Annotated in this window: 18 protein-coding genes; 8 read left to right on the forward strand and 10 right to left on the reverse strand. The window is 47.1% G+C overall.

The genetic code is table 11. The features are described from left to right. The 4 genes from dnaA to gyrB all read left to right on the forward strand — a co-directional run. Positions 1-1,383, forward strand: a 1,383-nt coding sequence (gene dnaA, locus N5E87_RS00005) for a chromosomal replication initiator protein DnaA (RefSeq protein ID WP_279766682.1), incomplete at its 5' end; no start/stop codon positions are given. Positions 1,384-1,403: 20 nt separating this feature from the next. Then, positions 1,404-2,504: a DNA polymerase III subunit beta gene (gene dnaN / locus N5E87_RS00010; RefSeq protein ID WP_011620839.1), complete on the forward strand. Its 1,101-nt coding sequence runs from the start codon at positions 1,404-1,406 to the stop codon at positions 2,502-2,504. Positions 2,505-2,666: 162 nt separating this feature from the next. Then, positions 2,667-3,749, forward strand: a complete 1,083-nt coding sequence (gene recF / locus N5E87_RS00015) for a DNA replication/repair protein RecF (protein WP_279774882.1) — start codon at positions 2,667-2,669, stop codon at positions 3,747-3,749. Positions 3,750-3,765: 16 nt separating this feature from the next. Further along, positions 3,766-6,183 (forward strand): DNA topoisomerase (ATP-hydrolyzing) subunit B, encoded by a 2,418-nt coding sequence (gyrB, locus tag N5E87_RS00020; RefSeq protein ID WP_011620841.1) that lies wholly within the window; start codon positions 3,766-3,768, stop codon positions 6,181-6,183. A 67-nt stretch (positions 6,184-6,250) separates the two neighbouring features. Here gyrB and N5E87_RS00025 read toward each other — a convergent pair whose 3' ends face one another. Beyond that, entirely contained in the window at positions 6,251-6,907 is a 657-nt protein-coding gene (locus N5E87_RS00025) for a glutathione S-transferase family protein (protein ID WP_279774883.1), read from the reverse strand. Between the two features lie 126 nt (positions 6,908-7,033). Between N5E87_RS00025 and N5E87_RS00030 the strand changes: the two genes are divergently transcribed. Continuing rightward, positions 7,034-7,882, forward strand: coding sequence for a LysR family transcriptional regulator (locus N5E87_RS00030; protein WP_279774884.1), 849 nt, complete (start codon positions 7,034-7,036; stop codon positions 7,880-7,882). Positions 7,883-8,040: 158 nt separating this feature from the next. Continuing rightward, positions 8,041-9,084 (forward strand): HDOD domain-containing protein, encoded by a 1,044-nt coding sequence (locus tag N5E87_RS00035; RefSeq protein ID WP_279774885.1) that lies wholly within the window; start codon positions 8,041-8,043, stop codon positions 9,082-9,084. Between the two features lie 65 nt (positions 9,085-9,149). Here the strand turns inward: N5E87_RS00035 and glyS are convergent, their stop codons facing one another. Beyond that, positions 9,150-11,216 (reverse strand): glycine--tRNA ligase subunit beta, encoded by a 2,067-nt coding sequence (gene glyS, locus N5E87_RS00040; RefSeq protein WP_086903531.1) that lies wholly within the window; start codon positions 11,214-11,216, stop codon positions 9,150-9,152. Positions 11,217-11,225: 9 nt separating this feature from the next. Further along, positions 11,226-12,131, reverse strand: a complete 906-nt coding sequence (gene glyQ, locus N5E87_RS00045) for a glycine--tRNA ligase subunit alpha (protein WP_086903532.1) — start codon at positions 12,129-12,131, stop codon at positions 11,226-11,228. A gap of 118 nt (positions 12,132-12,249) precedes the next feature. On the opposite strand from glyQ, the gene N5E87_RS00050 reads away from it, so the two are divergent. After that, positions 12,250-12,825 (forward strand): DNA-3-methyladenine glycosylase I, encoded by a 576-nt coding sequence (locus tag N5E87_RS00050; RefSeq protein ID WP_023266039.1) that lies wholly within the window; start codon positions 12,250-12,252, stop codon positions 12,823-12,825. Between the two features lie 85 nt (positions 12,826-12,910). Here the strand turns inward: N5E87_RS00050 and N5E87_RS00055 are convergent, their stop codons facing one another. The 7 genes from N5E87_RS00055 to fadB all read right to left on the reverse strand — a co-directional run bounded on the left by N5E87_RS00055 (position 12,911) and on the right by fadB (position 23,235). Then, positions 12,911-16,099 (reverse strand): amidohydrolase family protein, encoded by a 3,189-nt coding sequence (locus N5E87_RS00055; protein WP_086903533.1) that lies wholly within the window; start codon positions 16,097-16,099, stop codon positions 12,911-12,913. A gap of 194 nt (positions 16,100-16,293) precedes the next feature. Continuing rightward, positions 16,294-16,731 carry an MOSC domain-containing protein gene (locus N5E87_RS00060; RefSeq protein WP_086903534.1) on the reverse strand — a complete coding sequence of 146 codons (438 nt, stop codon included), beginning with the start codon at positions 16,729-16,731 and terminating at the stop codon, positions 16,294-16,296. A gap of 35 nt (positions 16,732-16,766) precedes the next feature. After that, complete coding sequence (tusA, locus tag N5E87_RS00065; protein ID WP_011620849.1) at positions 16,767-17,012, reverse strand: sulfurtransferase TusA; 246 nt, start codon at positions 17,010-17,012, stop codon at positions 16,767-16,769. Positions 17,013-17,170: 158 nt separating this feature from the next. Continuing rightward, positions 17,171-18,364 (reverse strand): diguanylate cyclase, encoded by a 1,194-nt coding sequence (locus tag N5E87_RS00070; RefSeq protein ID WP_086903535.1) that lies wholly within the window; start codon positions 18,362-18,364, stop codon positions 17,171-17,173. A gap of 208 nt (positions 18,365-18,572) precedes the next feature. After that, a protein-coding gene (locus N5E87_RS00075; protein WP_086937298.1) for an IS3-like element ISShes2 family transposase occupies positions 18,573-19,801 on the reverse strand; the annotation gives its coding sequence in 2 pieces (ribosomal slippage) (positions 18,573-19,450 and positions 19,450-19,801; 1,230 coding nt in all). Positions 19,802-19,898: 97 nt separating this feature from the next. Then, positions 19,899-21,062 (reverse strand): acetyl-CoA C-acyltransferase FadA, encoded by a 1,164-nt coding sequence (gene fadA / locus N5E87_RS00080; RefSeq protein ID WP_011620853.1) that lies wholly within the window; start codon positions 21,060-21,062, stop codon positions 19,899-19,901. A 22-nt stretch (positions 21,063-21,084) separates the two neighbouring features. After that, positions 21,085-23,235 (reverse strand): fatty acid oxidation complex subunit alpha FadB, encoded by a 2,151-nt coding sequence (gene fadB, locus N5E87_RS00085; RefSeq protein WP_011715317.1) that lies wholly within the window; start codon positions 23,233-23,235, stop codon positions 21,085-21,087. A gap of 443 nt (positions 23,236-23,678) precedes the next feature. Here fadB and pepQ point away from each other — a divergent pair, with 443 nt between their 5' ends. Then, positions 23,679-24,998 carry a Xaa-Pro dipeptidase gene (gene pepQ, locus N5E87_RS00090; protein WP_011715318.1) on the forward strand — a complete coding sequence of 440 codons (1,320 nt, stop codon included), beginning with the start codon at positions 23,679-23,681 and terminating at the stop codon, positions 24,996-24,998. Position 24,999 lies beyond the last annotated feature (1 nt).

Genomic DNA, 24,999 nt, shown 5'->3' on the forward strand with positions numbered 1-24,999 from the left:
GTGGCGGTTTCACTTTGGCAACAATGTATCGGAAGACTGCAAGACGAGCTTTCTGCTCAGCAGTTCAGTATGTGGATCAGACCGTTACAAGCCGAAATGGATGGAGATACTTTGGTGCTTTATGCGCCTAACCGCTTCGTGCTCGATTGGGTTAGGGATAAGTACATCAATATCATTAATCAGTTTTTTACTGAGCAAATGGGTAATGATGCACCTAAGTTACGCTTCGATATCGGTAGCCGTCCGTCAGCGAAAAAGCCTGAGCCAGCTCCAGTTGCGGCTGTGCGTGTGCCTAATCCCCAAACTAAAGCTTCAGTAGGGACTTCATTTAATACCACTGAGCCTGTTGCTAACGCTAATCATCGCAGCAATATCAATCCCACTTACCAATTCGACAACTTCGTTGAGGGTAAGTCTAACCAACTCGGTAAAGCGGCCGCACTCCAGGTTGCTGAAAATCCGGGGGGTGCCTATAACCCGCTGTTCCTTTATGGTGGTACGGGTTTAGGTAAGACCCACTTATTACATGCAGTGGGTAACGGCATCATCAAAAATAATCCTGATGCGAAAGTCGTGTACATGCACTCCGAGCGTTTTGTGCAAGACATGGTGAAAGCGCTACAAAACAATGCGATCGAAGAGTTCAAACGTTACTACCGCAGTGTCGATGCCCTGTTTATCGACGATATTCAATTCTTCGCCAATAAAGACAGATCGCAGGAAGAATTTTTCCATACCTTTAACGCGCTGCTTGAAGGTAATCATCAGATCATCCTGACATCGGATCGTTATCCTAAAGAGATCGACGGGGTAGAGGACAGATTAAAATCTCGCTTTGGTTGGGGCTTAACGGTTGCGATTGAACCACCAGAGCTTGAAACCCGAGTGGCGATTTTGATGCGTAAAGCTCAGGAGAGCGGCATCAATCTTCCCGACGAAGTTGCCTTCTTTATTGCTAAACGCTTACGTTCGAACGTTCGCGAATTAGAAGGGGCGTTAAACCGCGTTATTGCCAACGCTAACTTTACTGGCCGCCCAATTACAATTGATTTTGTGCGTGAAGCCCTGCGTGACCTCTTGGCACTGCAGGAAAAATTAGTCACTATAGACAACATTCAGAAAACCGTAGCTGAATACTACAAAATCAAGATGGCTGATATGTTGTCTAAGCGTCGTTCGCGCAGTGTTGCGCGCCCTAGACAAGTGGCCATGGCGTTATCCAAAGAATTAACTAACCAGAGCTTGCCGGAAATTGGTGATGCCTTTGGTGGTCGAGATCACACCACAGTGTTACATGCCTGTCGTAAGATTGCTCAGCTACGGGAAGAGAGTCACGACATTAAAGAAGATTATGCTAACTTGATTAGAACCTTATCTTCTTAAAATCAAGGAATTTGGACACTATGAAATTTTCAATTGATAGGGATGCCCTATTAAAGCCGCTTCAATTGGTTTGTGGTGCGGTAGAAAGACGCCATAACTTGCCTATCTTGGCAAATCTCCTTGTAGAGGTTAGTGGGCACTCACTCAAAATGACAGGTACCGACCTCGAAGTTGAGTTAGTGGGCCAGGCGGTCATTCATGGTGATATCGAAGAAGGTCGTACAACAGTTCCAGCCAAGAAGCTGTTAGACATAGTTAAATCCTTACCCGAGCAAAGCGAGCTTAAGGTCGAGCAACAAGATAACAAGTGGTTGTTACGCTCTGGCCGTAGCCGTTTCTCGCTGGCAACCCTGCCTGCAGAAGAATACCCCAATGTGGAAGCCTTTCAGGCGGAAATCGAATTTACCCTTAAGCAAGGCGTGCTGAAGTCACTGATTGATGCGACTCAGTTTTCGATGGCGAACCAAGATGTTCGTTACTATCTGAATGGTTTATTGCTCGAAACCGAAGGCAATGTGCTGCGCGCTATTGCTACCGACGGTCACCGCTTAGCCTTAAGTCACAGAACTATTGATGCGCAATTACCTGAAAAGCAAGTGATTGTGCCCCGTAAAGGTGTGATGGAAATGGCGCGTTTGTTGGAAGCCGATGATTTAGATATCGCAATTGCCATTGGTGATAATGCTATTCGCGCGACCACCAGCACCACTGTCTTTACCAGTAAATTAGTCGATGGTCGTTTTCCCGATTATCGCCGTGTGTTACCTAAGGGCGGTGATAAAATCGTTATCGCCAGCCGTAACCACTTCAAACAAGCCTTAACCCGTGCTTCTATTCTATCGAATGAGAAGTTCCGCGGTGTACGCATTCAGTTAGAAGCGGGATTACTGAAAATCACCGCCAATAACCCTGAGCAGGAAGAAGCGGAAGAAATCATCGATGTGGATTACAACAATCAGCCACTCGAAATTGGTTTCAACGTCAGTTACTTATTGGATGTGCTAAACAACCTTAAGTCCGATGATGTGCGTATAACCTTAATCGATGGTAACTCGAGTGCTTTATTGGAAAACCACCTGGAAGAAGATTCCATGTATGTGGTTATGCCGATGCGCTTATAGTATTCCATTGCCTACTTTGTGCCATACGCCGCTTTTTAGCGGCGTATATGTCTTCAAGCCTTTATCCTTTGTTGCCTTATTTACTCGGATGGATGTGAATTGCGGTATGATGACTGTTCTGAGTCTTGGCCTAAGCCGTCGATGCGGTTTGATGAGTAACGCATGAGTCTTATCCGTCTTAATATTGATTCTTTTCGCAATATTCAATTGGCGCAGCTGAGCCCGACTGAAGGGATTAATCTAATTTACGGTCAAAACGGCAGCGGCAAAACCAGCATACTCGAGGCTATTTACTTTCTCGGCATGGGGCGTTCGTTTCGCAGTCATTTATCCCAACGGGTGATCAATAACGAACAGGATAAGTTAACCCTGTTTGCGACCTTAAATTTACCCCGTGGCGACAGTAAAATCGGCTTGCGACGTTTCCGTAGTGGCGAAACCGAAGTCAAAATCGACGGGGAAAAGGTGAAACGGCTATCGACCTTAGCCGAAACTTTACCTATCCAAGTGATCACGCCAGAAAGCTTTTCGCTCCTGTTTGAAGGTCCCAAATCCCGTCGACAGTTTATCGATTGGGGCGCCTTTCATTCTGACCCACAGTTTTATGCGGCATGGGTGAACGTAAGACGGGTTCTAAAGCAACGAAATCAATTGCTTAGAAATGATTCTTCCTATGATCAAATCCAATATTGGGATAGGGAGTTTGTCCGTTACACCGAGCAGGTCACAGAAATACGAAACCGTTATGTAGACTCGTTAAATGAGCTACTTAAGGGTATAATCGGGGAGTTTTTACCGCTGGTAGATGTTAAGGTTTCATTTACCCGCGGCTGGGATAGCAAAACGGATTTTGCACAACTTCTCGAATCCCAATATCCCAGAGATTTGGCTACGGGTCATACCGTCAGCGGTCCCCATAAAGCTGACCTCAGACTTCGTGTAGGTAGTTTACCAGCGCAGGATGCCCTGTCCCGTGGTCAATTGAAATTATTAGTCTGTGCACTGCGTATTGCACAGGGAAAGTTGCTCAAACAACAAATAGATAAACACAGTATTTATCTTGTGGATGATCTTCCATCCGAGTTGGATGCACAGCATAGGCAGCTATTGCTTAAGCAGCTAGTGGACACTGGTGCGCAAGTGTTTGTCACTGCCATTGAGCCTGCAGCAATAGTCGATTCGTTACACACGCCTCCCAGTAGGATGTTCCATGTGGAACAGGGACGTGTAACGGTAATTGAATAACCATTGAGAGAATAATATGTCAGAGAATAGTTACGATTCTTCGAGTATTAAGGTCCTTAAGGGCCTTGATGCAGTACGTAAGAGACCTGGGATGTATATTGGTGACACCGACGACGGTACGGGTCTACATCATATGGTGTTCGAAGTAGTCGATAACTCTATCGATGAAGCCTTAGCCGGCCATTGTACTGATATCACTATTACTATCCATGTGGATGGTTCTGTCTCCGTTCGCGACGACGGCCGTGGTATTCCTGTGGCTATTCACCCGGAAGAAGGCGTGTCTGCCGCCGAGGTGATCATGACGGTATTGCACGCGGGCGGTAAGTTCGACGATAACTCTTATAAAGTGTCAGGTGGCCTGCACGGCGTGGGTGTGTCGGTAGTTAACGCGCTGTCTAAAAAGCTGCAGTTAACCATTCGCCGCGAAGGTAAAGTCCACGAGCAGTTTTATACCCACGGTGTACCTGACGAGCCAATCAAAGTGATCGGCGATGCGACTAAAACCGGTACCGAAATCCGTTTCTGGCCAAGTGAAGAAACCTTCAGCGATGTTGAGTTCCACTTCGAGATTCTGGCCAAGCGCGTGCGCGAACTGTCATTCCTCAACTCAGGCGTGGGTATCCGCTTAGTCGACGAGCGTGACAATAAGAATGAATTCTTTAAATACGAAGGCGGTATCAGCGCATTCGTTGATTACCTGAACCGTAATAAAACGCCAGTAAACAAAGACGTATTCCACTTTATGCAAGAGCGTGAAGATGGCATTACCGTTGAAGTGGCGATGCAGTGGAACGATGGTTACCAAGAAAGCATTTTCTGTTTTACCAACAACATTCCACAGCGTGATGGTGGTACTCACTTAGCGGGTTTCCGTAGTGCGTTGACACGTAACCTCAACAACTACATGGAAAACGAAGGCTATAACAAGAAAGGCAAAACTAACGCGACTGGTGATGACGCCCGCGAAGGTTTAACGGCCGTGATTTCAGTTAAAGTGCCTGATCCTAAGTTCAGCTCGCAAACCAAAGACAAGTTAGTGTCTAGCGAAGTGAAAGCCGCTGTTGAACAAACCATGGGTGAAAAGCTAAACGACTATCTGCTGGAAAACCCTGCCGATGCTAAGTTAATCGTTGGTAAGATTGTCGATGCGGCCCGTGCCCGTGAAGCGGCGCGTAAAGCCCGTGAAATGACCCGTCGTAAAGGCGCACTCGATTTAGGTGGTTTGCCAGGTAAGCTGGCGGATTGCCAAGAAAAAGACCCTGGTCTTTCTGAAATCTACATAGTGGAAGGGGACTCTGCTGGCGGTAGCGCTAAGCAGGGACGTAACCGTAAGAACCAAGCGATTCTGCCACTGAAAGGTAAAATCTTAAACGTTGAGAAAGCGCGTTTCGATAAAATGCTTTCTTCTCAAGAGGTTGCCACGCTAATTACCGCGCTTGGCTGTGGTATTGGTCGTGACGAATACAACCCGGATAAGACGCGTTACCACAACATCATCATCATGACGGATGCTGACGTCGACGGCTCGCACATTCGTACCTTGCTGTTGACCTTCTTCTTCCGCCAAATGCCTGAGCTGATTGAACGTGGTTATGTGTATATTGCTCAGCCGCCTTTATTTAAAGTGAAGAAAGGCAAGCAAGAACAATATCTCAAAGACGAAGCGGCACTGACTCAGTATTTAACTACTCAAGCGTTAGATGGTACTAGCATTTATCCATCTCAAGGTGCGCCAGGCATGTCGGGTGAGCCATTAGAGCGTTTAGTGACTCAATACCGTGAAGTGGAAGCGATTGTGGCTCGTTTAGAGCAACGTTACCCAACGCAGATCACCAACCGCATGCTTTATCATCCAATGATCAACAACGAGATGTTGGCGGATGAGGGCAAGATGAAGGAATGGATCGACGCCTTTATCCATGAGCTGGTGGAATTAGAAAACAGCGGTGTGTTGTATTCTGGTGAGCCTGTACTCGATCCTGAGCGCAAAGTGTATCTGCCGAAGATCACTATCCGTAAACACGGTATCGATACACACTACTTGTTCAGCTACGACTTCTTCCAATCAACTGACTACCAACGCATTGGTAAGTTAGGTGCGGCGCTCGAAGGCCTGATTGAAGTAGGTGGTTATGTACAACGTGGCGACCGTGTGAAGGAAGTGGGTAGCTTCATTGAAGCGTTAGATTGGACCATCGGCGAAGCCAAGCGTGGCCTCTACATCCAACGCTATAAAGGATTGGGTGAGATGAACCCTGAGCAATTGTGGGAAACCACGATGGATCCTGAATCTCGCCGCATGCTGCAAGTGACTATTGATGATGCCGTTGGTGCGGATCAGCTGTTTACTTGTTTGATGGGCGACCAAGTTGAACCACGCCGTGACTTTATCGAAGCCAACGCGCTTAACGTGGCTAACTTAGACGTTTAACGATCTATATCGTTAGCGATTGATAAAAAAGGGAAAGCTTAGCTTTCCCTTTTTGTTTGGTAGAAAATTATCTATCAACACCTGCTTCGTCGGCGTCTACTATTTCAGTTTCGGCTTTAGCGGCTTGTATCCAGGCCTGCATTTCTGGCTGGCTGACGATAAATTCCATATAGGCTCGACTCGCTTGGGAGACTTCAATCTCATAGGTGAAGAAGCGCATCACCACCGGCGCAAACATCATATCGGCTATCGACCACTTGCCAAATAACCAAGTGCCTTGGGCGGTGGCAAACTCTGCCATTTGCTGTGACCAGATACTGTCGATGCGGGCAATATCCTGCAACACGGCAGGGCTTAATTCGACATAACGATGGGCACGGATATTCATCGGCAGGGCATTTCTCAGGGCATGAAAGCCCGAATGCATTTCACAGGCGAAGGAGCGAGCCTTGGCCTTTTGTTTTGGGTCTTGCGGCCAGGCTGAGCCTGAAAGATAAGTATCGTTGATATATTCGCAAATCGACAACGAATCCCAAACCGTGATATTTCCATCGATGAGTGTTGGAACTTTTAGGGTAGGCGAAATAGATTTGAGCCGCTGATAAAAGCTCTCGGTATCGAGCTGAAGTAGGATTTCATCGAACTGAATACCTGATTTTGCTGCCATTAACCAAGCTCGGAGCGACCAACTAGAGTAGTTTTTATTGCCAATGTAGAGTTCCATTTTCACCTTCCTGTTTGGGGTTGTGCTTATCAATATAGGCGCTTGTACTTTGCATGACTAACGAATAGATTTGATGTCATCTATCAGCAAAATGAATAGATAGACTGACATCAGATAGGAAATATTATGGAAATAGAAGCGCTGCGCAGCTTTGTGGCTTTTGTCGATACCGGGAGTTTTACCCGTGCGGCAATGCAAACCTATAAGACTCAATCTGCCGTCAGTATGCAAATGAAGCGCTTAGAGCAAGAGTTGGGAAAAACGCTCTTTGTAAAAGAGGGGCGAAACTTAGTCTTATCTACAGAAGGCCAACGTTTTGGTTTGTACGCTAAGCAATTACTGCAATTGCATGATGAGACTGTCACAACCATTAAGCAGACCCAAGTCGGTACGCAATTGCATTTAGGCTGTCCAGATGACTATGCCGAATCCGTGTTGCCGCGGATAGTGGCGTTGTTACATGGTCACATTAAGCAACTCGATCTTCAAATTACCTGCGCCTCGAGCCAAAAGCTGCGGATCATGCTGGATTCTGGGCAGCTTGATGCGGCGATAGTGACTCGTTTGCCCGAGTCCGATGAAGGCTACTTATTACAAACCTCGAAAGGCGTTTGGGTAAGCGCGAGTGGTTCGAGCTTGAGTGATGCCGATCCTTTACCTATAGCGCTATTCCAAAAGGATTGTAAATTCCATATCGCGGCGTTAGATGGATTGATGAAGCAAGATAGGCATTATCAGTTGTTAGCCTGTAGCAGCAGTGCTGCGGCTCTTAACGCGATAGTGGCTAAGGATTTGGCTATTAGTGCTATGGCCGAATGCAGTGTATCGGCACCGCTGAATATTATCGATTCTGAAACTCTTCCAGCCTTGCCTGTGGTCGCCGTCGCACTGGTTATTTCCGCTAAAGCTTATTCACCAATCAATGCGGAGTTGGCCAAGCAAATTGCGCGGGCCTATCAAGGCTACTTGGAATAAGGTTTCACGTGAAACATTTGATTTGATAATGCAGCCTTAAGCCTAGGTACATATAGTAAAGCTGCGCGTAATACATGATGCGACCACTAGTATATGAACTACAATGGACTGATAATTATGCAGGGTCAGTTAACTCAGCTCTTATAGGTTGGAACGTCTTGATTAAGTCCATATTTAATAAAATTTTTAATATCCGCGAAGAGACAACACTGGAGCGACCTAAAAGCTTTAGTCAAACCGATCTCAGTAAATCGTTGGACAAAGTTTCAGCCCCTAAACGCCAAGAAGAACCCGTTGATACCGTGGTGAGTATTGACCTCGCGGCACTGTTTTACAGCCTGTTATTTCCGGCTAGAACCAAAGATGCTGGTGGCGTTGCCAATAACCTTGAGCGGCGCGTCATGGCTGAAATAGAGCTCGCCTTAGCATCGCCACAAGTGATAGCAGAAAAGGTGCTTAAGCTTCCCTCAAAGGTTTTAGAATTAGACCGTAAATTAGCTGAGCCACAGTTTGATACTAAGGACTTGTTGGCGTTAATCGAGAAAGATCCCTTACTGAGCGTCGAAGTGCTTAAGTTGTGTAACTCACCAGCCTTTAAGCGTGGAGATAGAGAGGTCACAAGCCTGCAGCAGGCTTTAGTGCAGCTCGGCCGTGAACAGTTACGCCGCTTTGTGACGAGCTGCCTAGTGCGTGAAATGCTCGATATTAAACCCATTTATTTTCGGCGCTTTGGTGCCGAAATTTGGCGTCATTCGATGCAGGTGGCCTTTTTAACCAGTGAACTGAGTGAAGAAGATAGAGACACGGCATTCCTATTAGGATTACTGCATGATGTGGGTAAGCTCGCCATCTTTAAAATGTTGCTCGATGCCTTTGTGCAAGCAGAGCCTGGGGAGCAGCCAAACTCTTGGTTATTCCGACAAGTGATGACGGCAAAATCACTCACCTTAAGTGCTTTGCTAGCAAAGCACTGGCAATTGCCAAGCACCTTTGAAACCGAGCTGGATAAATTAGCCCATGTCCATACTCGGCCGCATGAGGGAATTGCCTCTGTGGTTTGGCGCGCCAATATCATCAGTGAGATTTCGATGCTGCAGCAAGCGGGTAAATTGCCTGCTGACATGCTGAGCAACTTGTTAGCCTTGGTTGGACTCGAGCCCGCTCAATTCGAAGCGTTGCACGAAAAACTTCAGCAGTTTTAATATATTGCAGCCAATAAAAAACGCGCTATAAGCGCGTTTTTTATTGGCACTAACTAACGTGCGACTTACTGAAGCAGAGAAATATCCGCAACATGTAAGAACTGTTCACGTAGGTTATTAAGCAGTGCTAAGCGGTTGTTTTTCAATGCTTCGTCATCCGCCATAACCATCACGTCTTCGAAGAACTGGTCAACACTCTCACGTAAGCTCGCCAGCAGTGTTAATGCCTGTTGGTAATCAGCATTAGCGAACAGCGGAGCGAGTTGAGGCTGCAGTTCGGCAAGCTTAGCGGCTAATGCTTGTTCTGCTGCTTCGGCTAACAGAGCTGAGTTAATCGCGGTGGGTAATTCACCTTCCACTTTCGCCAGAATGTTAGACACACGCTTATTAGCCGCTGCCAGAGCGCTAGAGGCTTCTAAGCTTCTGAAGTGTGATACCGCATTGATACGGCTATCAAAATCAGCAGGGCGAGTTGGGCGACGTGCTAATACGGCGAGGATCACGTCAACCTCGATACCTTTATCTTGGTACCAAGCACGGAAACGCGCCATTAGGAACTCAAGCACTTCATCGCTTGCATTCGCGTTGCTTAAGTTCGTGCCATGGAGTTCTTGAGCCTTAGCAATCAGGGTCACTAAGTCCAGTGGCAACTTGTTCTCAACGATAATGCGTAACACACCGATAGCGGCGCGGCGCAGTGCGAATGGGTCGGCAGCGCCCTTAGGTGCCTGACCAATACCGAAGATACCGACTAAGGTATCGAGTTTATCCGCTAAAGCTACCGCGCAAGATACTGCTGCAGTCGGAACTGTATCGCCAGAGAATTTGGGCTTGTATTGCTCTTCCATGGCTAAGGCGACGGCTTCTGTTTCACCGTCTAGGCGGGCGTAATGCATGCCCATAGTGCCTTGAGTATCGGTAAACTCCATCACCATATTGGTCATTAAGTCAGTTTTAGACAATAAACCAGCGCGCGCTGCATCAACGGCGTTAGCGCCAGTTTGCTCGGCAATAAAGGCGGCTAGGGCAGAGATACGAGTGACTTTGTCTTTTAAAGTACCGAGTTGTTGTTGGAACAAGACGGTCTCAAGACTCGGTAAACGTGATTCGAGCGTGTGCTTTTTGTCGGTATTGAAGAAGAACTCGGCATCGGCCAAGCGTGGACGAACCACCTTCTCGTTACCCGCAATGATTTGTGCCGGATCTTTTGATTCTATATTCGCGACAAAGATGAAGTTTGGCAGTAATTTGCCAGCATCATCGAATACAGGGAAGTATTTCTGATCGCCCTTCATCGTATAAACCAAGGCTTCTGAAGGTACGTTTAAGAACTTCTTTTCAAAGCTTGCGGTTAATACGACTGGCCATTCAACCAAAGAGGTGACTTCTTCAAGCAGGTCATCTTCGATATCGGCGGTGCCACCAATCTTAGCGGCCGCTTTTTCGGCATCGGCTTTGATTAAGGCTTTACGGCTTTCGTAATCGGCGATGACTTTACCTTCTTCTTTCAGTAGCGTCAGGTAGTTGTCTGCATGGTCAAGCTCGAAGCCTGTACCCATAAAGCGATGGCCACGAACATTGCGTGCCGATTTAATGCCGAGTAATTCACCTTCGATTAACTCGCTGCCTAACAGCATAGTGGCGGTGTGAACAGGGCGAATGAATTGTGTCTTGCTACTTCCCCAGCGCATTGGCTTAGGAATCGGTAACTTATCCAGCGCACGTTGCGCCATAGCTGCGATTAAGCTCTTAGTTTCAACGCCTTCTACTTTGGCGTTATAAACCAGCCATTCGCCTTTGTCGGTCACCAAACGCTCAGCTTGGTCAACGGTAATACCGTTACCACGTGCCCAGCCTTCTGCGGCTTTCGTTGGTTTACCTTCGGCATCAAAGGCTGAGCTGACAGCTGGGCCGCGTTTTTCAACGATTTTGTCCGCTTGAGCAATCGCCAGTTCTGTCACATTAATGGCTAGGCGACGGGGGGCTGCATACCAAACAGCTGATTTAAAAGCTAAATCGGCTTTAGTTAATTCTTCGGTAAAGTTAGCTAAGAAAGACTCAGCCAGTTTTCGCAGCGCCTTTGGCGGCAGTTCTTCAGTGCCTAACTCGATGAGTAAGTTTTCAAAATTCATGTGTTACCTCTACTTACACATTGGGAAGCCAAGCGCTTCGCGTGCCTGATAATAGGATTCAGCAACGGCTTTAGCCATGGTACGAACGCGCAGGATATAACGTTGACGTTCAGTCACTGAAATGGCGTGGCGTGCATCGAGCAGGTTGAAGGCGTGAGAGGCTTTCATCACTTGCTCATAGGCGGGTAGAGGTAATGGTTTTTCAAGCGACAATAAATGCTGACACATCTTTTCGCATTGATCGAACAGGGCAAACATAAAGTCGACGTCTGCGTGTTCAAAGTTATAGGTCGATTGCTCAACTTCGTTTTGGTGGAACACATCGCCGTAGGTGATGCGACCCATGGGGCCATCGGTCCATACTAGGTCGTACACGCTATCCACACCTTGGATATACATGGCGAGACGTTCTAAACCGTAGGTGATTTCACCCGTCACTGGGCTACACTCTAGACCACCGACTTGTTGGAAGTAAGTAAACTGAGTCACTTCCATGCCGTTTAACCAGACTTCCCAGCCTAGGCCCCATGCGCCTAATGTTGGTGATTCCCAGTTGTCTTCCACAAAACGGATATCATGGATTTGTGTATCAATACCAAGGGCTTGCAGAGAACCTAAATAGAGTTCTTGGATATTATCCGGTGACGGTTTTAACACGACTTGGAATTGGTAGTAGTGCTGCAGACGGTTTGGGTTTTCACCGTAACGGCCGTCGGTAGGGCGGCGCGATGGCTGCACATAGGCACTGCTCATTGGCTCAGGCCCTAAAGAGCGTAGGAACGTTTGTGGGTGGAATGTACCCGCACCGACTTCCATATCTAGAGGTTGAACGATTGCACAGCCTTGCTGCGCCCAATATTCCTGCAGGGTTAGAATGAAACCCTGAAATGTTTTTACGTCGTGTTTCGTCATCATGTCTACTTGTCTACTGCCGTCAGCTTTAATAGAAAATGGTTTCGATTATACCTTGTAGATCTCTGCTTATGTAGGTTATTTTTTACCTTCTTCGTTAAAACGTTAAGGTAGATAGGCCATGGAAGAAATCCGCTGTAATTGGGTCAGTGATGATCCCTTGTATCGCGAGTACCACGATAAGGTGTGGGGGCGCCCAGTTTATGATTCGAAGGAGTTGTTTGCCAAGCTCTGTTTAGATGGGCAACAAGCTGGGTTGTCTTGGATTACTATCTTAAAGAAGCAGCAAAACTACGAACAAGCCTTTGCGGATTTTGAGCCGGCTGTGATTGCAACTTTCGACGACGCTAAAGTCGAGGAGTTGATGGCTAACCCAGGCATTGTGCGTAATCGCCTTAAGATCCATTCGATTATTCGTAATGCAAAAGGTTACTTAGCCTACACTGCGGATGGCAAAGATTTTTCTGAATTTCTATGGAGCTTCGTTGGTGGCAAGCCATTGGTGAATCAATTTACTTCCATGTCGCAGGTGCCTGCGCAAACACCTGAATCAGAGGCAATGTCTAAGGCATTAAAAAAGCTCGGCTTTAACTTTGTTGGCCCAACGATTTGTTATGCTTTTATGCAGGCGGTGGGAATGGTGAACGATCATCTAGTTGATTGCATTGCCTATGATGCTTGTTGTGGTGGCAAATAAGTCACTAATCTAATTGAGTTAACATCCAAAATAAAAAGGCATGTTCCACGTGGAACATGCCTTTTGTTATTTCACCTTGTTGAGATTAGATTTTCTCGAAGAAGAAAGGCTTACGCTGTCGTTTGTTACCATTGAGCTGGTTCATCGACTCAGCATCAAACAACTTACCATTGATCATGGTGTAAGTGACTTTATCTGTGACTCGAATATCCGCTAATGGGTCGCCATCGATTACGATTAAGTCTGCAAGCTTACCTGCTTTAATTGAGCCAAGTTGATGCTCTAGACCGAAGGTAGTGGCTGGGTTGATGGTCGCTGTTTTGAGCACATCCATATTGCTCATGCCGCCTTGGGCGAACATCCACATTTCCCAATGTGCGGCTAACCCTTCACGCTGACCGTGGGCGCCAATATTGGAATGCACTCCTAACTTATTGAACTCATTTGCTACTTTCGCAACATTAAAATGGTTGTAGTGACTGTCTGGGGCGTGGGGCCGACGCATTGAGCGAGCCTGCAAGATGTCGCTTGGAACATACATCGACAGGCGCGGATGTGCCCACACATCGGTCTTATCATACCAATAGTTTTCACCCGAGATGCCGCCGTAGGCAACGACTAAGGTTGGAGTGTAACCGACCTTAGTTTGGCTCCAGAATTGTTTAATATCGTTATAAATATTTGCTACGGGTAATGAGTGCTCTACGGTGGTATGGCCATCGGCAACCATGGTGAGGTTATGTTGTAGCAAGCTGCCACCCTCTGGCACGACCATCATTTCGAGTTCGCGAGCAGCGGCGATAACCTGCTGTCTTTGATTGCGACGCGGTTGGTTGTAGCTCTTAACGCTAAAGGCACCAACTTTTTTCAGTCGCTCTAAATGGAATTTCGCATCATCGAGTGAGTCGATATGTGAGGTATATCCGGGAGCATTTGCGCCATAGAGAATTGTTCCAGTCGAGAAAATCCGTGGACCAACAATGTGACCAGCCTTTTGCTGTTCCGAGGCGGCAAAAATCTCAGTGGTATCGTTTGACGGATCATGAATAGTTGTCACGCCTAAGGATAATCCAGAGTAGAGTGCCCAGTTTTGTTGTGGCACGATTTCATCATCGGCCTGGGCACCATGGGTATGCGCATCAAACAAGCCAGGCATAATGGATTTACCACTTATATTGATGACTTGTGCATCCTTTGGAATCGCAGTGTTTGCATCGCCAACGGCTAGAATATGATTGTCTTTGACGATCACTACACCCTTATCGATGACTTGGTCATTTTCCATAGTGATCACTTTGCCGCCGACAAAGGCGATTGTTCCACGTGGAACATCTGCCTTTTCGGTAAAGCCTAAGTTAATAATGCTTGGCTTAGCTTGCTCGTCCTTTTTGATATACTGAGAATCAACATCGGCTTGGTACAGTTCTGGGCCAAGAGTCCAATAGAGTTGGTTACTCTTGCTATTCCAGCTGATGCTTTCGCCAGCTCGCACACTTAACTGTGTGATGGGAAGATTGCTGGCATTAGGGCCGATTTCAACCGTTTCACCATGTTTAGCAAAGGGGGTAACCCAAACTTTAAAACGTTCGGCAAAGGCCAGTTGTTCGCCGTCGGGTGAAACTCTAAATTCGGTTGCATGCTTACTACTGTAGTGAACGCGCTTATCAAAACCATCTAGGTTAATTGAGGCAAGCTGTGGCGTGTCGTTTTCACCAGTGTTCATAAAGAAAATGCGGTCTGCCGAAGCGCCGAATTGTGCTTGATATCCCTCTGCAGTGATTTTCTTATTTTGTTTGGTTTTTAAATCAACCTTGTACAGGCCCGGTTCCTGCGACCAAGTGCGAGGTGTTAGATGTCCACCTTGGATTTTACGATACACCACCAGTTCACCATCGGGAGAAAAGGTGGGCTCAACGTATTTGCCTGGTTCTGTGGTAAGTTGTTTCGCTTTGCCACCTTTTGCACTGATCACTTGTACTGTGCCTTGGTCTTGGTCATTCCAAGTCGTGAAGACAATATTTTTGCCATCACGCGACCACTGCGGGTAGAGTTCTTCAATGTCGTTACCTAACTCGGTTAAGCGTGACATCTTGCCGTCGAGAAGTGTTTTCAACCAGATTTTCCCTAAAGCTTCGAAGGCGACCTTGCTACCATCCGGTGAAACTTGCGCCATGCGCAGCATTTTTACGTCGAATACATCCTTATCAATATCTTGTTTAAAGCGTACTGAAGGCTGCACGTCTAGCTGGGTTTTGACGCTGAAGGGAATGTTGGTGACCGTCTTATTGGCCACATTCAGGCGATTGATTTTGCCTTTAGCCCAGAAAAAAATATCTTTGTTATCTCGAGTCCAAGCCATGGTGGGATAGACACCGTGGATTGCCCAAGTCTCTTGCATATCGCGGTCTAAATCGCCGTACAGCTTAGTCGTTTCGCCGGATTTCAAATCGAGTAAATACAAAGAGGATTGGAAATCATCTCGCTTGATATATGCTAGTTTGGTGCCGTCAGGACTTGGTGTTGGGCGAATGGCGCCACCGGTTCCTTCGATCAAGATTTCAATATCACCCGTTTGGGTATCGTAACGCTTGATTTTATAGATGCCGTTAACTGAGTCTTTGGAATAGTGGAAGGTTTTCCCCGGAGTGTCATCCTGACTGAAATAGATATAGCGGCCATCGGGTGAATAGGCAGGTTCGCCTAAATCCTTTTCATCGTTAGGACGTTCGGTCAGTTTAACGCCTTCGCCACCTGCGACATGGTAGAGCCAGACTTCACCGGCGCCTAAGCTTCGACTGGCGGTAAAATGCTTACGACCAACTAAATATTGTGAATCAGGGCTCCACGCGGGACTGTTGAGTAAACGAAAGGTTTCCGTCGTGACTGTGCGTGGATTGCTGCCATCGGCGTCCATAATCCAAATATTGTCGCCACCATCTGCATCTGAGGTGAAGGCAATGTGCTTACCATCAGGGCTGTACACGGGCTGCATTTGCCAAGCTATGCCTTGAGCTAATGGCTTTGCCTCTCCACCCGTTACGGGGATTTGATAAATATCGCCAAGCAAATCAAACACTAAATGTTTACCATCTGGGCTGACACTGATGTTCATCCAAGTGCCTTCGGTTACATCTATGGTCACTTTTTCTAGTGGAGCATTGGCTGGTGCATTGACGTCCCAACTGGTTTTTTGGGCGTCTGTTGCCTGTACGGCATGGGAACTAAGGCCAAGCATCAGGGCGATATAAAGCGGTGTCAGCTTAGGTTTCAACATGTTATGTCCTGTTATCGTTATTCTAGGGCTTTGCTGTTATCGGATTAGATAAACTTTTGTTAATACTGCGCTAATTTATCGCACAAATACCCTGTAAGGAAAACGGAAATACTGTTTCAATTAATGACCGAGGGGCAGAAGCTGAGGGGGGAAGCTGTGGGAGAGTAATGTGGCTTACTCTCCACGAGTGGTGATTAGTCTAATGTAACGGGATCGCCGATATGGATCATGGCGTCATTGATGACACGGCAGGTGACGCCACCACGCCAATCGGGAGTAAGCGCGGATTCCAAGCCAGCATGAGCCTGTTCCATCTTCTTGCAGGGATCGGTTTCACCAGTCACTTCGAGGCAGAGATCCCCAATGCGCAGCTGCTTGCCCACATCAGCCGCCCCAAAACTATATCCATCGATTAATAGGTTTGCTCGGCGAGTCGTCCAAGGTAAATTTGCATCTATGCTCTGACAAGCTATTCGCCACTGCTGCAGCGACAGTACCGTGACTTGCCGTTTACCCGGGCGACCAAAAACATCTTTTTCGACGCCGCTGTGCTGGGTGACATTCGCGCATAGCACTTCGTTCATTGGCCCGCGTTTAACCGTTTTGTAGGCGATAGCAACTAGTTTCGGCATGTTTGATGTCCTTATCCTAATGTCGATGCAGAGACTTAGAGTCCCTTTTTAATTAGATATTGATAGGGTGTTTGGCTGGTTTCACTGGCGATCAGTGTGTGGTCCATAAATTCGCAAAAGCTGGGAATATCACGTGTGGTGGCTGGATCATCTGCGATGATAAGCAGGGTTTCACCTTGTGCCATTTGTCTTACCGTTTTGCGCACCATCATTACCGGTTCTGGGCAGCGTAAACCAAGAGCATCCAGTTTGTGTTGTGCGGTTGAGAAAACGTCGTTCATGTGACCTCGAGTGAACGGTTAAACAGAATTGGCTAATGTTACTCCAGTGATTTGGATAAACCAAGTTGATGGCCTGAATTTGTGATGGGGCTGGAATTGCTCCAGCCAAACAGGTGTTTGCTCGTAACCATCGAAATGTTCCACGTGGAACAACATCATTATTCGGCGATTTTATCTATGATTGGTGCAGCTGATTCAAGGGGACAAGACTCTGCGTCGTCGAGGTTCAGAGTCTCTATGTTATTCATCTCGGTTTTTAAATCATTGGCCGCCGTCGCTGGTAACTGTGATTTAGCAGCTCGTGCGCGTTTGTAGCTATACATTTTTTGATCGGCTTTATGGATTAGGGTATTGGCATCATCGTAGTCGTAGGGGCCAGTATCCACGATGCCAAAGCTTAATGAGATGTTATTCAGGTGTCGCTTGATATTCTGGTTAAAGCGTTCGATAAAATGATCTCTGGCTTGTTCCTCACGGCAGTTGGGCATGATGATACAAAACTCATCACCACCATAGCGAAAACAATGATCTTCCGCTCGGGTACTTTCCTTTATTGATTGGGCGACGGCTCTGAGTACTTCATCTCCCGCTCTATGGCCTTGACTATCATTAAAGTGTTTAAAGTCATCCACATCTAGATAAATAACGCTTACGGGTTCGGCACGTCTTTGCGCGGCTCTTAGGATACGCGTGGCAAATTCCTGCAAGTGACGCACGTTTAGTAAGCCGGTTAATGGATCAGTTTGAGATAATTCTTCGAGTTGTTGAGTACGCTCTTTGACTTTGCTCTCCATGCTTTGAGCGTAACGTTCCGCCTTGTCTTTGGCGTTCTCAATTTCAGAAACCAAGCTGCGAATATAAGTATCAAACACTAAGGTAACATCGAAAAGCACTAGCTTGTCGATGGCGATTCTAATGCGTTCATTTTGAGCTGCGTCTTTAACCGAGTTATTAATTTCCGCATAAATCAGCTCTTTTAGGGTATGAACGGCAGAGAGGTAGAGTTTGGGTTCGACGCCGATACGTTTGTGTACTAAGCCAATCCTTAGGCGGTTGTTTACATATTCTAAATCGTACACACCATTAAATAGGTCGAGCACATAGCGTCTCTGGGCGGTACGCAAACGAGCCAGTGTGTCGGAGTCGCCAATCAACAATGCAATTTCAGATACACTGGTTTGCAGGCCATAGAAGTCATCAACGATTTTATCTATGTTCGCTTCAATTACAGGCTTGAAGGATTGAAGCGCTCTGACATCCGCCAAGGTAAAAGAGAATAAGGATTTGCGAAAATCAATCTCAAGCTCAGTGATCCGCATTTGTTCAAAAAGCGTTTGTTCCGTTTGCAGCATAATAACTCCCTCATCGCGTAAATGATGAAAAGCATCCTTGCCTTTGGTTACGCCGTGTTATGACGGTTAAACGCGGATAAGTGCACTAAGGATATTTACCAAGTTAAGTCGAAAACTACCCGATTTTCAAATTGATGAGGCGGTGTGAGTAAGATTATTAATAGTGCGAGATGAAATGAGTGTCTCGTCCTAAGATAGGTTGACAGTTTTAGGCCAGCTCCAGTAGCTGGCCTTTTCTATTGTGCACCTGATTAGGGGAGTCCATATTCAAACTCAGATGCGGTCTCATATCGTTGTATATTGCTATCGATTCTCTAACAAGTATCTTCAGCTCCGCAAATGTCCTACATCGGTGCAGTAAAAACTCCTGCTTCAGTATGCCATTCACTCTTTCTGCTAATGCATTTTGGTAGCAATCATAACCATCCGTCATTGACGGCTGGATTTGGCTCGCCTGAAGCGCATTCTGATAAACGGCTGAGCAGTACTGTAAGCCTCTGTCTGAGTGATGCACCGCGTTGCCGATATAGCGCTTATCTTTGATGGCCATTTTTAACGCTTTCACCACACTCTCGGCTTTCATGTCTTTACTCACGTGATGACCGACTATTTTACGAGAACTGGCATCGGTGATCAGTGACAGGTAGTGCACACCTTGGTCTGACTCAAGATAGGTGATATCGCTGACCAGTACATGCCCTGCATCGTGCAGTCCCTCCTCTTTCAGCAGATTAGGATGCTTCTTCATCCAGTGTTTGCTGAACGTGGTTTTTGTGTAGCTTTTCTTCGGTTTAACCAGTAAACCTTCACTTCTCAAATAGGTAAAGAACCCATCTCGCCCGAGCTTAATATCGTGCTCAACCAGCTTGGATTTTATCAACGTGTAGAGCTTACGGGCCCCTAACCTTGGCATATATTTACGCCAGTACTGGACCCAGTCTTTGATAACCGATAGCTCAGCTCTACGACTTTCCATTCGAGCAACTGCCTGATAAATACCTTGCCTCGACATACCCGCAGCACGACATGCGGCAGCGAGGTTTATTTCTCCGTTGCCTTTTGCTTGCCAGACGTACCGGATAAGTACTTTTTTCTGAGGCCTGCTCCATATTCATTGTCCATGATATCAACCATGCCATTGAGGATTTGGTTACGCAGTTTCTCTTCTGCTAACTCACGTTCAAGGCGCTTGATCGTTTCGGCAGGTGTTTCTTTTGACTTAGTCATAAGGGGATGCTGAAAAGGTTTCGACCAATCGAGTCTACCATGTTTTCTAAGCCAGACGAGTACCGTTGAACGGCCTTGAATACCAAAATGGGCTTGGGCTTGTTTGTACGTCATTTCGCCTTTTTCAACACGCTCTACAACGCCTAATTTAAAGGCTAAGGTGTAATCTCGTTGTGTGCGCTTACGGCTTGAGTTAATTAATGTTGTCATAAAGAAATCCTCTTTATGTCAACGTATTTCAGGACGGGACAGAGAGCAATAAAAAAGCCGGAACTGAGTCCGGCTTTTAAAGAGTGGGGGTTAGGGATTAAACGCGTTCGAAAACGGTCGCAATACCTTGGCCTAAACCGATACACATAGTCGCTAAACCTAAGGTCGCATCTTTGTGTTCCATCAGGTTGATCAGCGTCGTTGAAATACGCGCACCAGAGCAACCCAGTGGATGGCCAAGCGCGATAGCGCCACCATTGAGGTTAATCTTCTCATCGACCACATCCAGCAGACCCAAATCTTTCACGCAGGGTAAAGATTGCGCGGCAAAGGCTTCGTTCAGTTCGATAACATCTAAATCATTAACAGTGATGCCTGCGCGAGCCAGAGCTTTTTGAGTAGCAGGTACTGGACCGTAACCCATGATTGCCGCGTCACAACCTGCAACCGCCATTGAGCGGATACGGGCACGGATTGGTAGACCTAAAGCGCGCGCTTTAGATTCTTCCATGACTAACATAGCCGAAGCGCCGTCAGATAATGCTGAAGAGGTACCAGCTGTTACTGTACCGTTTGCTGGGTCGAATACTGGGCGCAGCGCCGCTAATGATTCCATTGAGGTTTCTGGACGAATCACTTCGTCGTGCAGCACTTTAATTAGCGCGCCGTTAGCATCATGGCCTTCGATGCCATAGATTTCCTTGGCAAAGCGGCCTTCAACTGTCGCTGCGTGAGCGCGTTGGTGTGAACGCACTGCAAAGGCATCTTGCTGCTCACGGGTAATACCGTGAAGCTTACCCAACATCTCAGCGGTTAAACCCATCATGCCAGACGCTTTAGCGACGTTATTGGCTAAACCTGGGTGGAAGTCCACACCGTGGTTCATTGGCACGTGGCCCATGTGTTCAACACCACCGATGATAAAGGTGTCGCCCATGCCAGTCATGATTGCACGAGCGGCTTGATGAATGGCTTCCATCGAAGAACCACATAAGCGGTTGACTGTCACAGCGCCAGCCGTCTTCGGGATACCTGCCAGCAATGATGCGTTACGGGCAATGTTGAAGCCTTGCTCTAGGGTTTGCTGCACGCAGCCCCAAATCACATCTTCAATAGTATTGGGATCTAATTGCGGGTTACGCAGTAATAGACCTTTCATTAATTCGGCAGAGAGTGTTTCTGCACGTACATTACGAAACACCCCAGCCTTAGAACGGCCCATAGGAGTACGAATGCAATCTACGATAACAGCTTGTTTCATAATTAAATTCCTTTCCCGCTAATTAGGCTTGGTAGTAGCTACCGTTGTTGGCTGCAAGGGCGCGCATGGCGTCGGTGACTTGATACAAACCACCTAAGTGAGCGTATTTGTCAGCTAAGGCGACAAAGTTCGCTACGCCCATAGTATCTAAGTAACGGAATACACCACCACGGAATGGAGGGAAACCTAAACCATAGACCAAGCCCATATCTGCTTCGGCAGGTGATGCCACAATGCCTTCTTCTAAACAGCGAACGGTTTCGATAATCATTGGGATCATAGTGCGGGCGATGATTTCATCCGCATCGAATGCTTTTTGCTCACCAAAGGCGGCCTTCAGCAGCTCGTAGCTGGTTGGGTCGACATCTTTCTTTGGTTTACCACGGCTATCTACAGAGTAAGCGTAGAAACCTTTACCATTCTTCTGACCGAGACGCTTGTTCTCAAACATCACGTCAATCGCGTCATTGCCAGATTTGCCCATACGATCGGGGAAGCCTTCGGCCATTACCGCTTGCGCGTGGTGACCCGTGTCTAGGCCGACAACGTCTAGCAGGTAAGCTGGGCCCATTGGCCAGCCGAATTGTTTTTCCATCACTTTATCGATAGCGGCAAAGTCGCCACCTTCGGCGAGCAGGCCGTTAAAGCCTGCAAAGTAAGGGAAGAGTACGCGGTTAACGAAGAAACCCGGGCAATCGTTAACAACGATTGGGGTTTTACCCATTTTGCTGGCGTAGGCAACAACAGATGCGATGGTTTCTTCTGAGCTGTGCTCGCCACGAATAACTTCAACCAATGGCATTTTGTGCACAGGGTTAAAGAAGTGCATACCGCAGAAACGCTCAGGCTTCTTCATGCTTTTCGCGAGCAGGTTGATTGAAATGGTTGACGTGTTAGAGGCGATAATCGCATCTTCACTCACGTATTGTTCAACTTCCGCCAGTACTTGTGCCTTCACTTTTGGATGCTCAACTACGGCTTCGACAACCACGTCAGCATGTTTAACTGGAGCATAGTCTAAGGCTGGAGTGATGTTGTTCAGCACCTTAGCCATTTTTTCTGGGGTAGAGCGGCCGCGAGCAACTTGCGCAGATAACAGTTTAGCGGCTTCGCCTAAACCTAAATCTAATGCAGGTTGAGCGATATCCTTCATTACTATTGGCGTGCCTTTGCTGGCGCTTTGGTAAGCGATACCGCCACCCATGATGCCAGCACCTAATACGGCGGCGCTTTTCACATCTTTGGCGAGTTTGCCTGCTTTTTTAGCTTTGCCTTTGACTAATTGGTCATTCAAGAAGATACCGATCAACGCCTTGGCTACATCGGTTTTCGCTAACTTGATAAACGCTTGATGTTCAATTTGCAGTGCGTCGCTGCGGCCTTTGGTCGCAGCTTGTTCAACAACGCTGACTGCCGCCATTGGTGCAGGGTAGTGTTTACCCGCAACCGCAAACACCATGCCTTTAGCGGTAGTAAAAGACATCATGGCTTCGAGTTTTGGTAAGGTCAGTGGTGACATCTTACGTTGGCGACGGGCTTGCCAATCAAGCTTTTCTGCTACTGCATCTTTTAGCATTTGAATGGCGGCGGCTTCTAAAGCCTCTGGCGCAACAACGGCATCGACAGCACCGACTTTTAAGGCATCTTCTGGACGCTGATCTTTACCCGTGGTGATCCACTCAAGGGCGTTATCCGCACCAATCACACGAGGTAAACGCACTGTGCCACCAAAGCCTGGGATAATGCCCAGTTTGGTTTCAGGTAGGCCGATTTTGGCTGTGGTGTCGGCGATACGGAAATCCGTTGCCAGAATAGTTTCACAACCGCCGCCTAGGGCGAAACCTTTAATCGCTGAAGCGGTTGGGAAAGGTAAATCTTCGAGCTTGTTGAATACGGCGTTGGCCTGTTCAATCCAAGAGAGCAGTACCGCATCATCCTGTGCGAATAAGCCTAAAAATTCAGTAATGTCGGCACCCACGATAAAGGTATCTTTACCTGAGGTCAGCACTAAAGCCTGAATGTTTGATTGTTGTTTAATGCTGTCTAATGCGGCATCGAGTGAGGCGAGTGTTTCTCTGTCGAATTTGTTCACCGAACCGGGTGCGTTAAAGCACAGCTTGGCAATATTATCCTCGAGTAACTCAACCTGAATTGTAGGACTTTGGTAGATCATTGCTTGCTTCCTTTTGGCTTAAAAGTGATACCCACCATTATCTGTTGGTGTTAGTACGACTCTCTATCTCACAGCAGCTTCGGCCATCATTTGACCAGTTGTGTGCCAGTGTGCTTCGAAATTCGATAAATTACAACACCCAATTTAAACGACTGTTTAATTTCTTATCGGCTAGAGTGAATTTTCAGCTTTGTGATACACTGCACAAAGTGTAGAAGTGCCAGATTACGCCAAAGAGTACGTGGTGGGAATTTGTACTTTAGCGGTATTGCTCGCTGGCTAAATGGATAATTTTATTTTTAGAATTAAAAGCATAGGCTTAAATCGAGAATTTGCTAACCTGTGAAATCACAGGGCGTTAGCGAAGGAAAACACTGAGCCTATATGGCTTAGTCAGATTTTCGGTTTTTTTATTAACTATCGTTCATTACAGGATATGACACATGGATCACTTGGCTCATCACTATCATGCCCACATCGCCGAGCTTAATCGTCGAGTCGCTGAAATTGTATCGCGAGAAGCATTATCAGGTTTAGTGATCCACTCGGGTCAGCCACATCGAATGTTTTTGGACGACATTAATTATCCTTTTAAAGCCAATCCCCACTTCAAGGCTTGGTTACCTGTGTTGGATAACCCTAACTGCTGGTTAGTGGTGAATGGTCGCGATAAGCCACAACTGATTTTTTATCGCCCAGTGGATTTTTGGCATAAGGTGTCGGACGTGCCGGAGATGTTCTGGACCGAGCATTTTGAGATCAAGTTACTCACTAAGGCCGATAAGGTTGCCGAGCTATTGCCTAGCGATATCACCAACTGGGCTTATTTGGGTGAGCATTTAGATGTGGCTGAGGTACTGGGTTTCACCAGTCGCAATCCTGACTCTGTGATGAGCTATCTGCATTTCCATCGCACTACTAAAACCGAATATGAACTCGAATGTATGCGCCGTGCGAACCAGATCGCGGTGCAAGGGCATTTAGCGGCTAAAAATGCCTTCTATAACGGTGCGAGCGAGTTTGAAATTCAGCAGCAGTATTTATCTGCTGTGGGACAGGGCGAGAACGAAGTGCCCTACGGTAATATCATTGCCTTAAATCAAAATGCGGCGATTTTGCATTACACCGCGCTCGAGCATCAAAATCCGGCGCGGCGTTTATCTTTTTTAATCGATGCGGGAGCCAGTTATTTTGGCTATGCGTCGGATATTACTCGTACCTATGCGTTTGAGAAGAATCGCTTTGATGAATTAATCACTGCTATGAACAAGGCGCAGCTCGAACTGATCGATATGATGCGCCCAGGTGTGCGTTATCCCGATTTACACTTGGCGACCCATGGCAAAGTCGCGCAAATGCTGTTGGATTTTGAGTTAGCCACGGGCGATGCCCAAGGCTTAGTCGATCAAGGCATAACCAGCGCCTTCTTCCCCCACGGACTCGGCCATATGTTAGGTTTGCAAGTACATGATGTGGGAGGTTTTTCCTTCGATGAGCGTGGTACCCATATTCCTGCACCAGAAGCCCATCCGTTCCTGCGTTGCACCCGCATTTTAGCGCCAAACCAAGTGCTTACGATGGAGCCAGGTTTGTACATTATCGACACTTTACTCAATGAGCTAAAACAAGATAGCCGTGGTCAGCAGATCAATTGGCGCACCGTTGATGAGCTGCGACCTTTCGGTGGTATTCGTATCGAGGATAATGTGATTGTGCATCAAGATCGAAACGAAAATATGACCCGCGAACTGGGCTTAGCGTGAT

Source organism: Shewanella sp. GD03713, assembly GCF_029843705.1.
Taxonomy (GTDB): domain Bacteria; phylum Pseudomonadota; class Gammaproteobacteria; order Enterobacterales; family Shewanellaceae; genus Shewanella.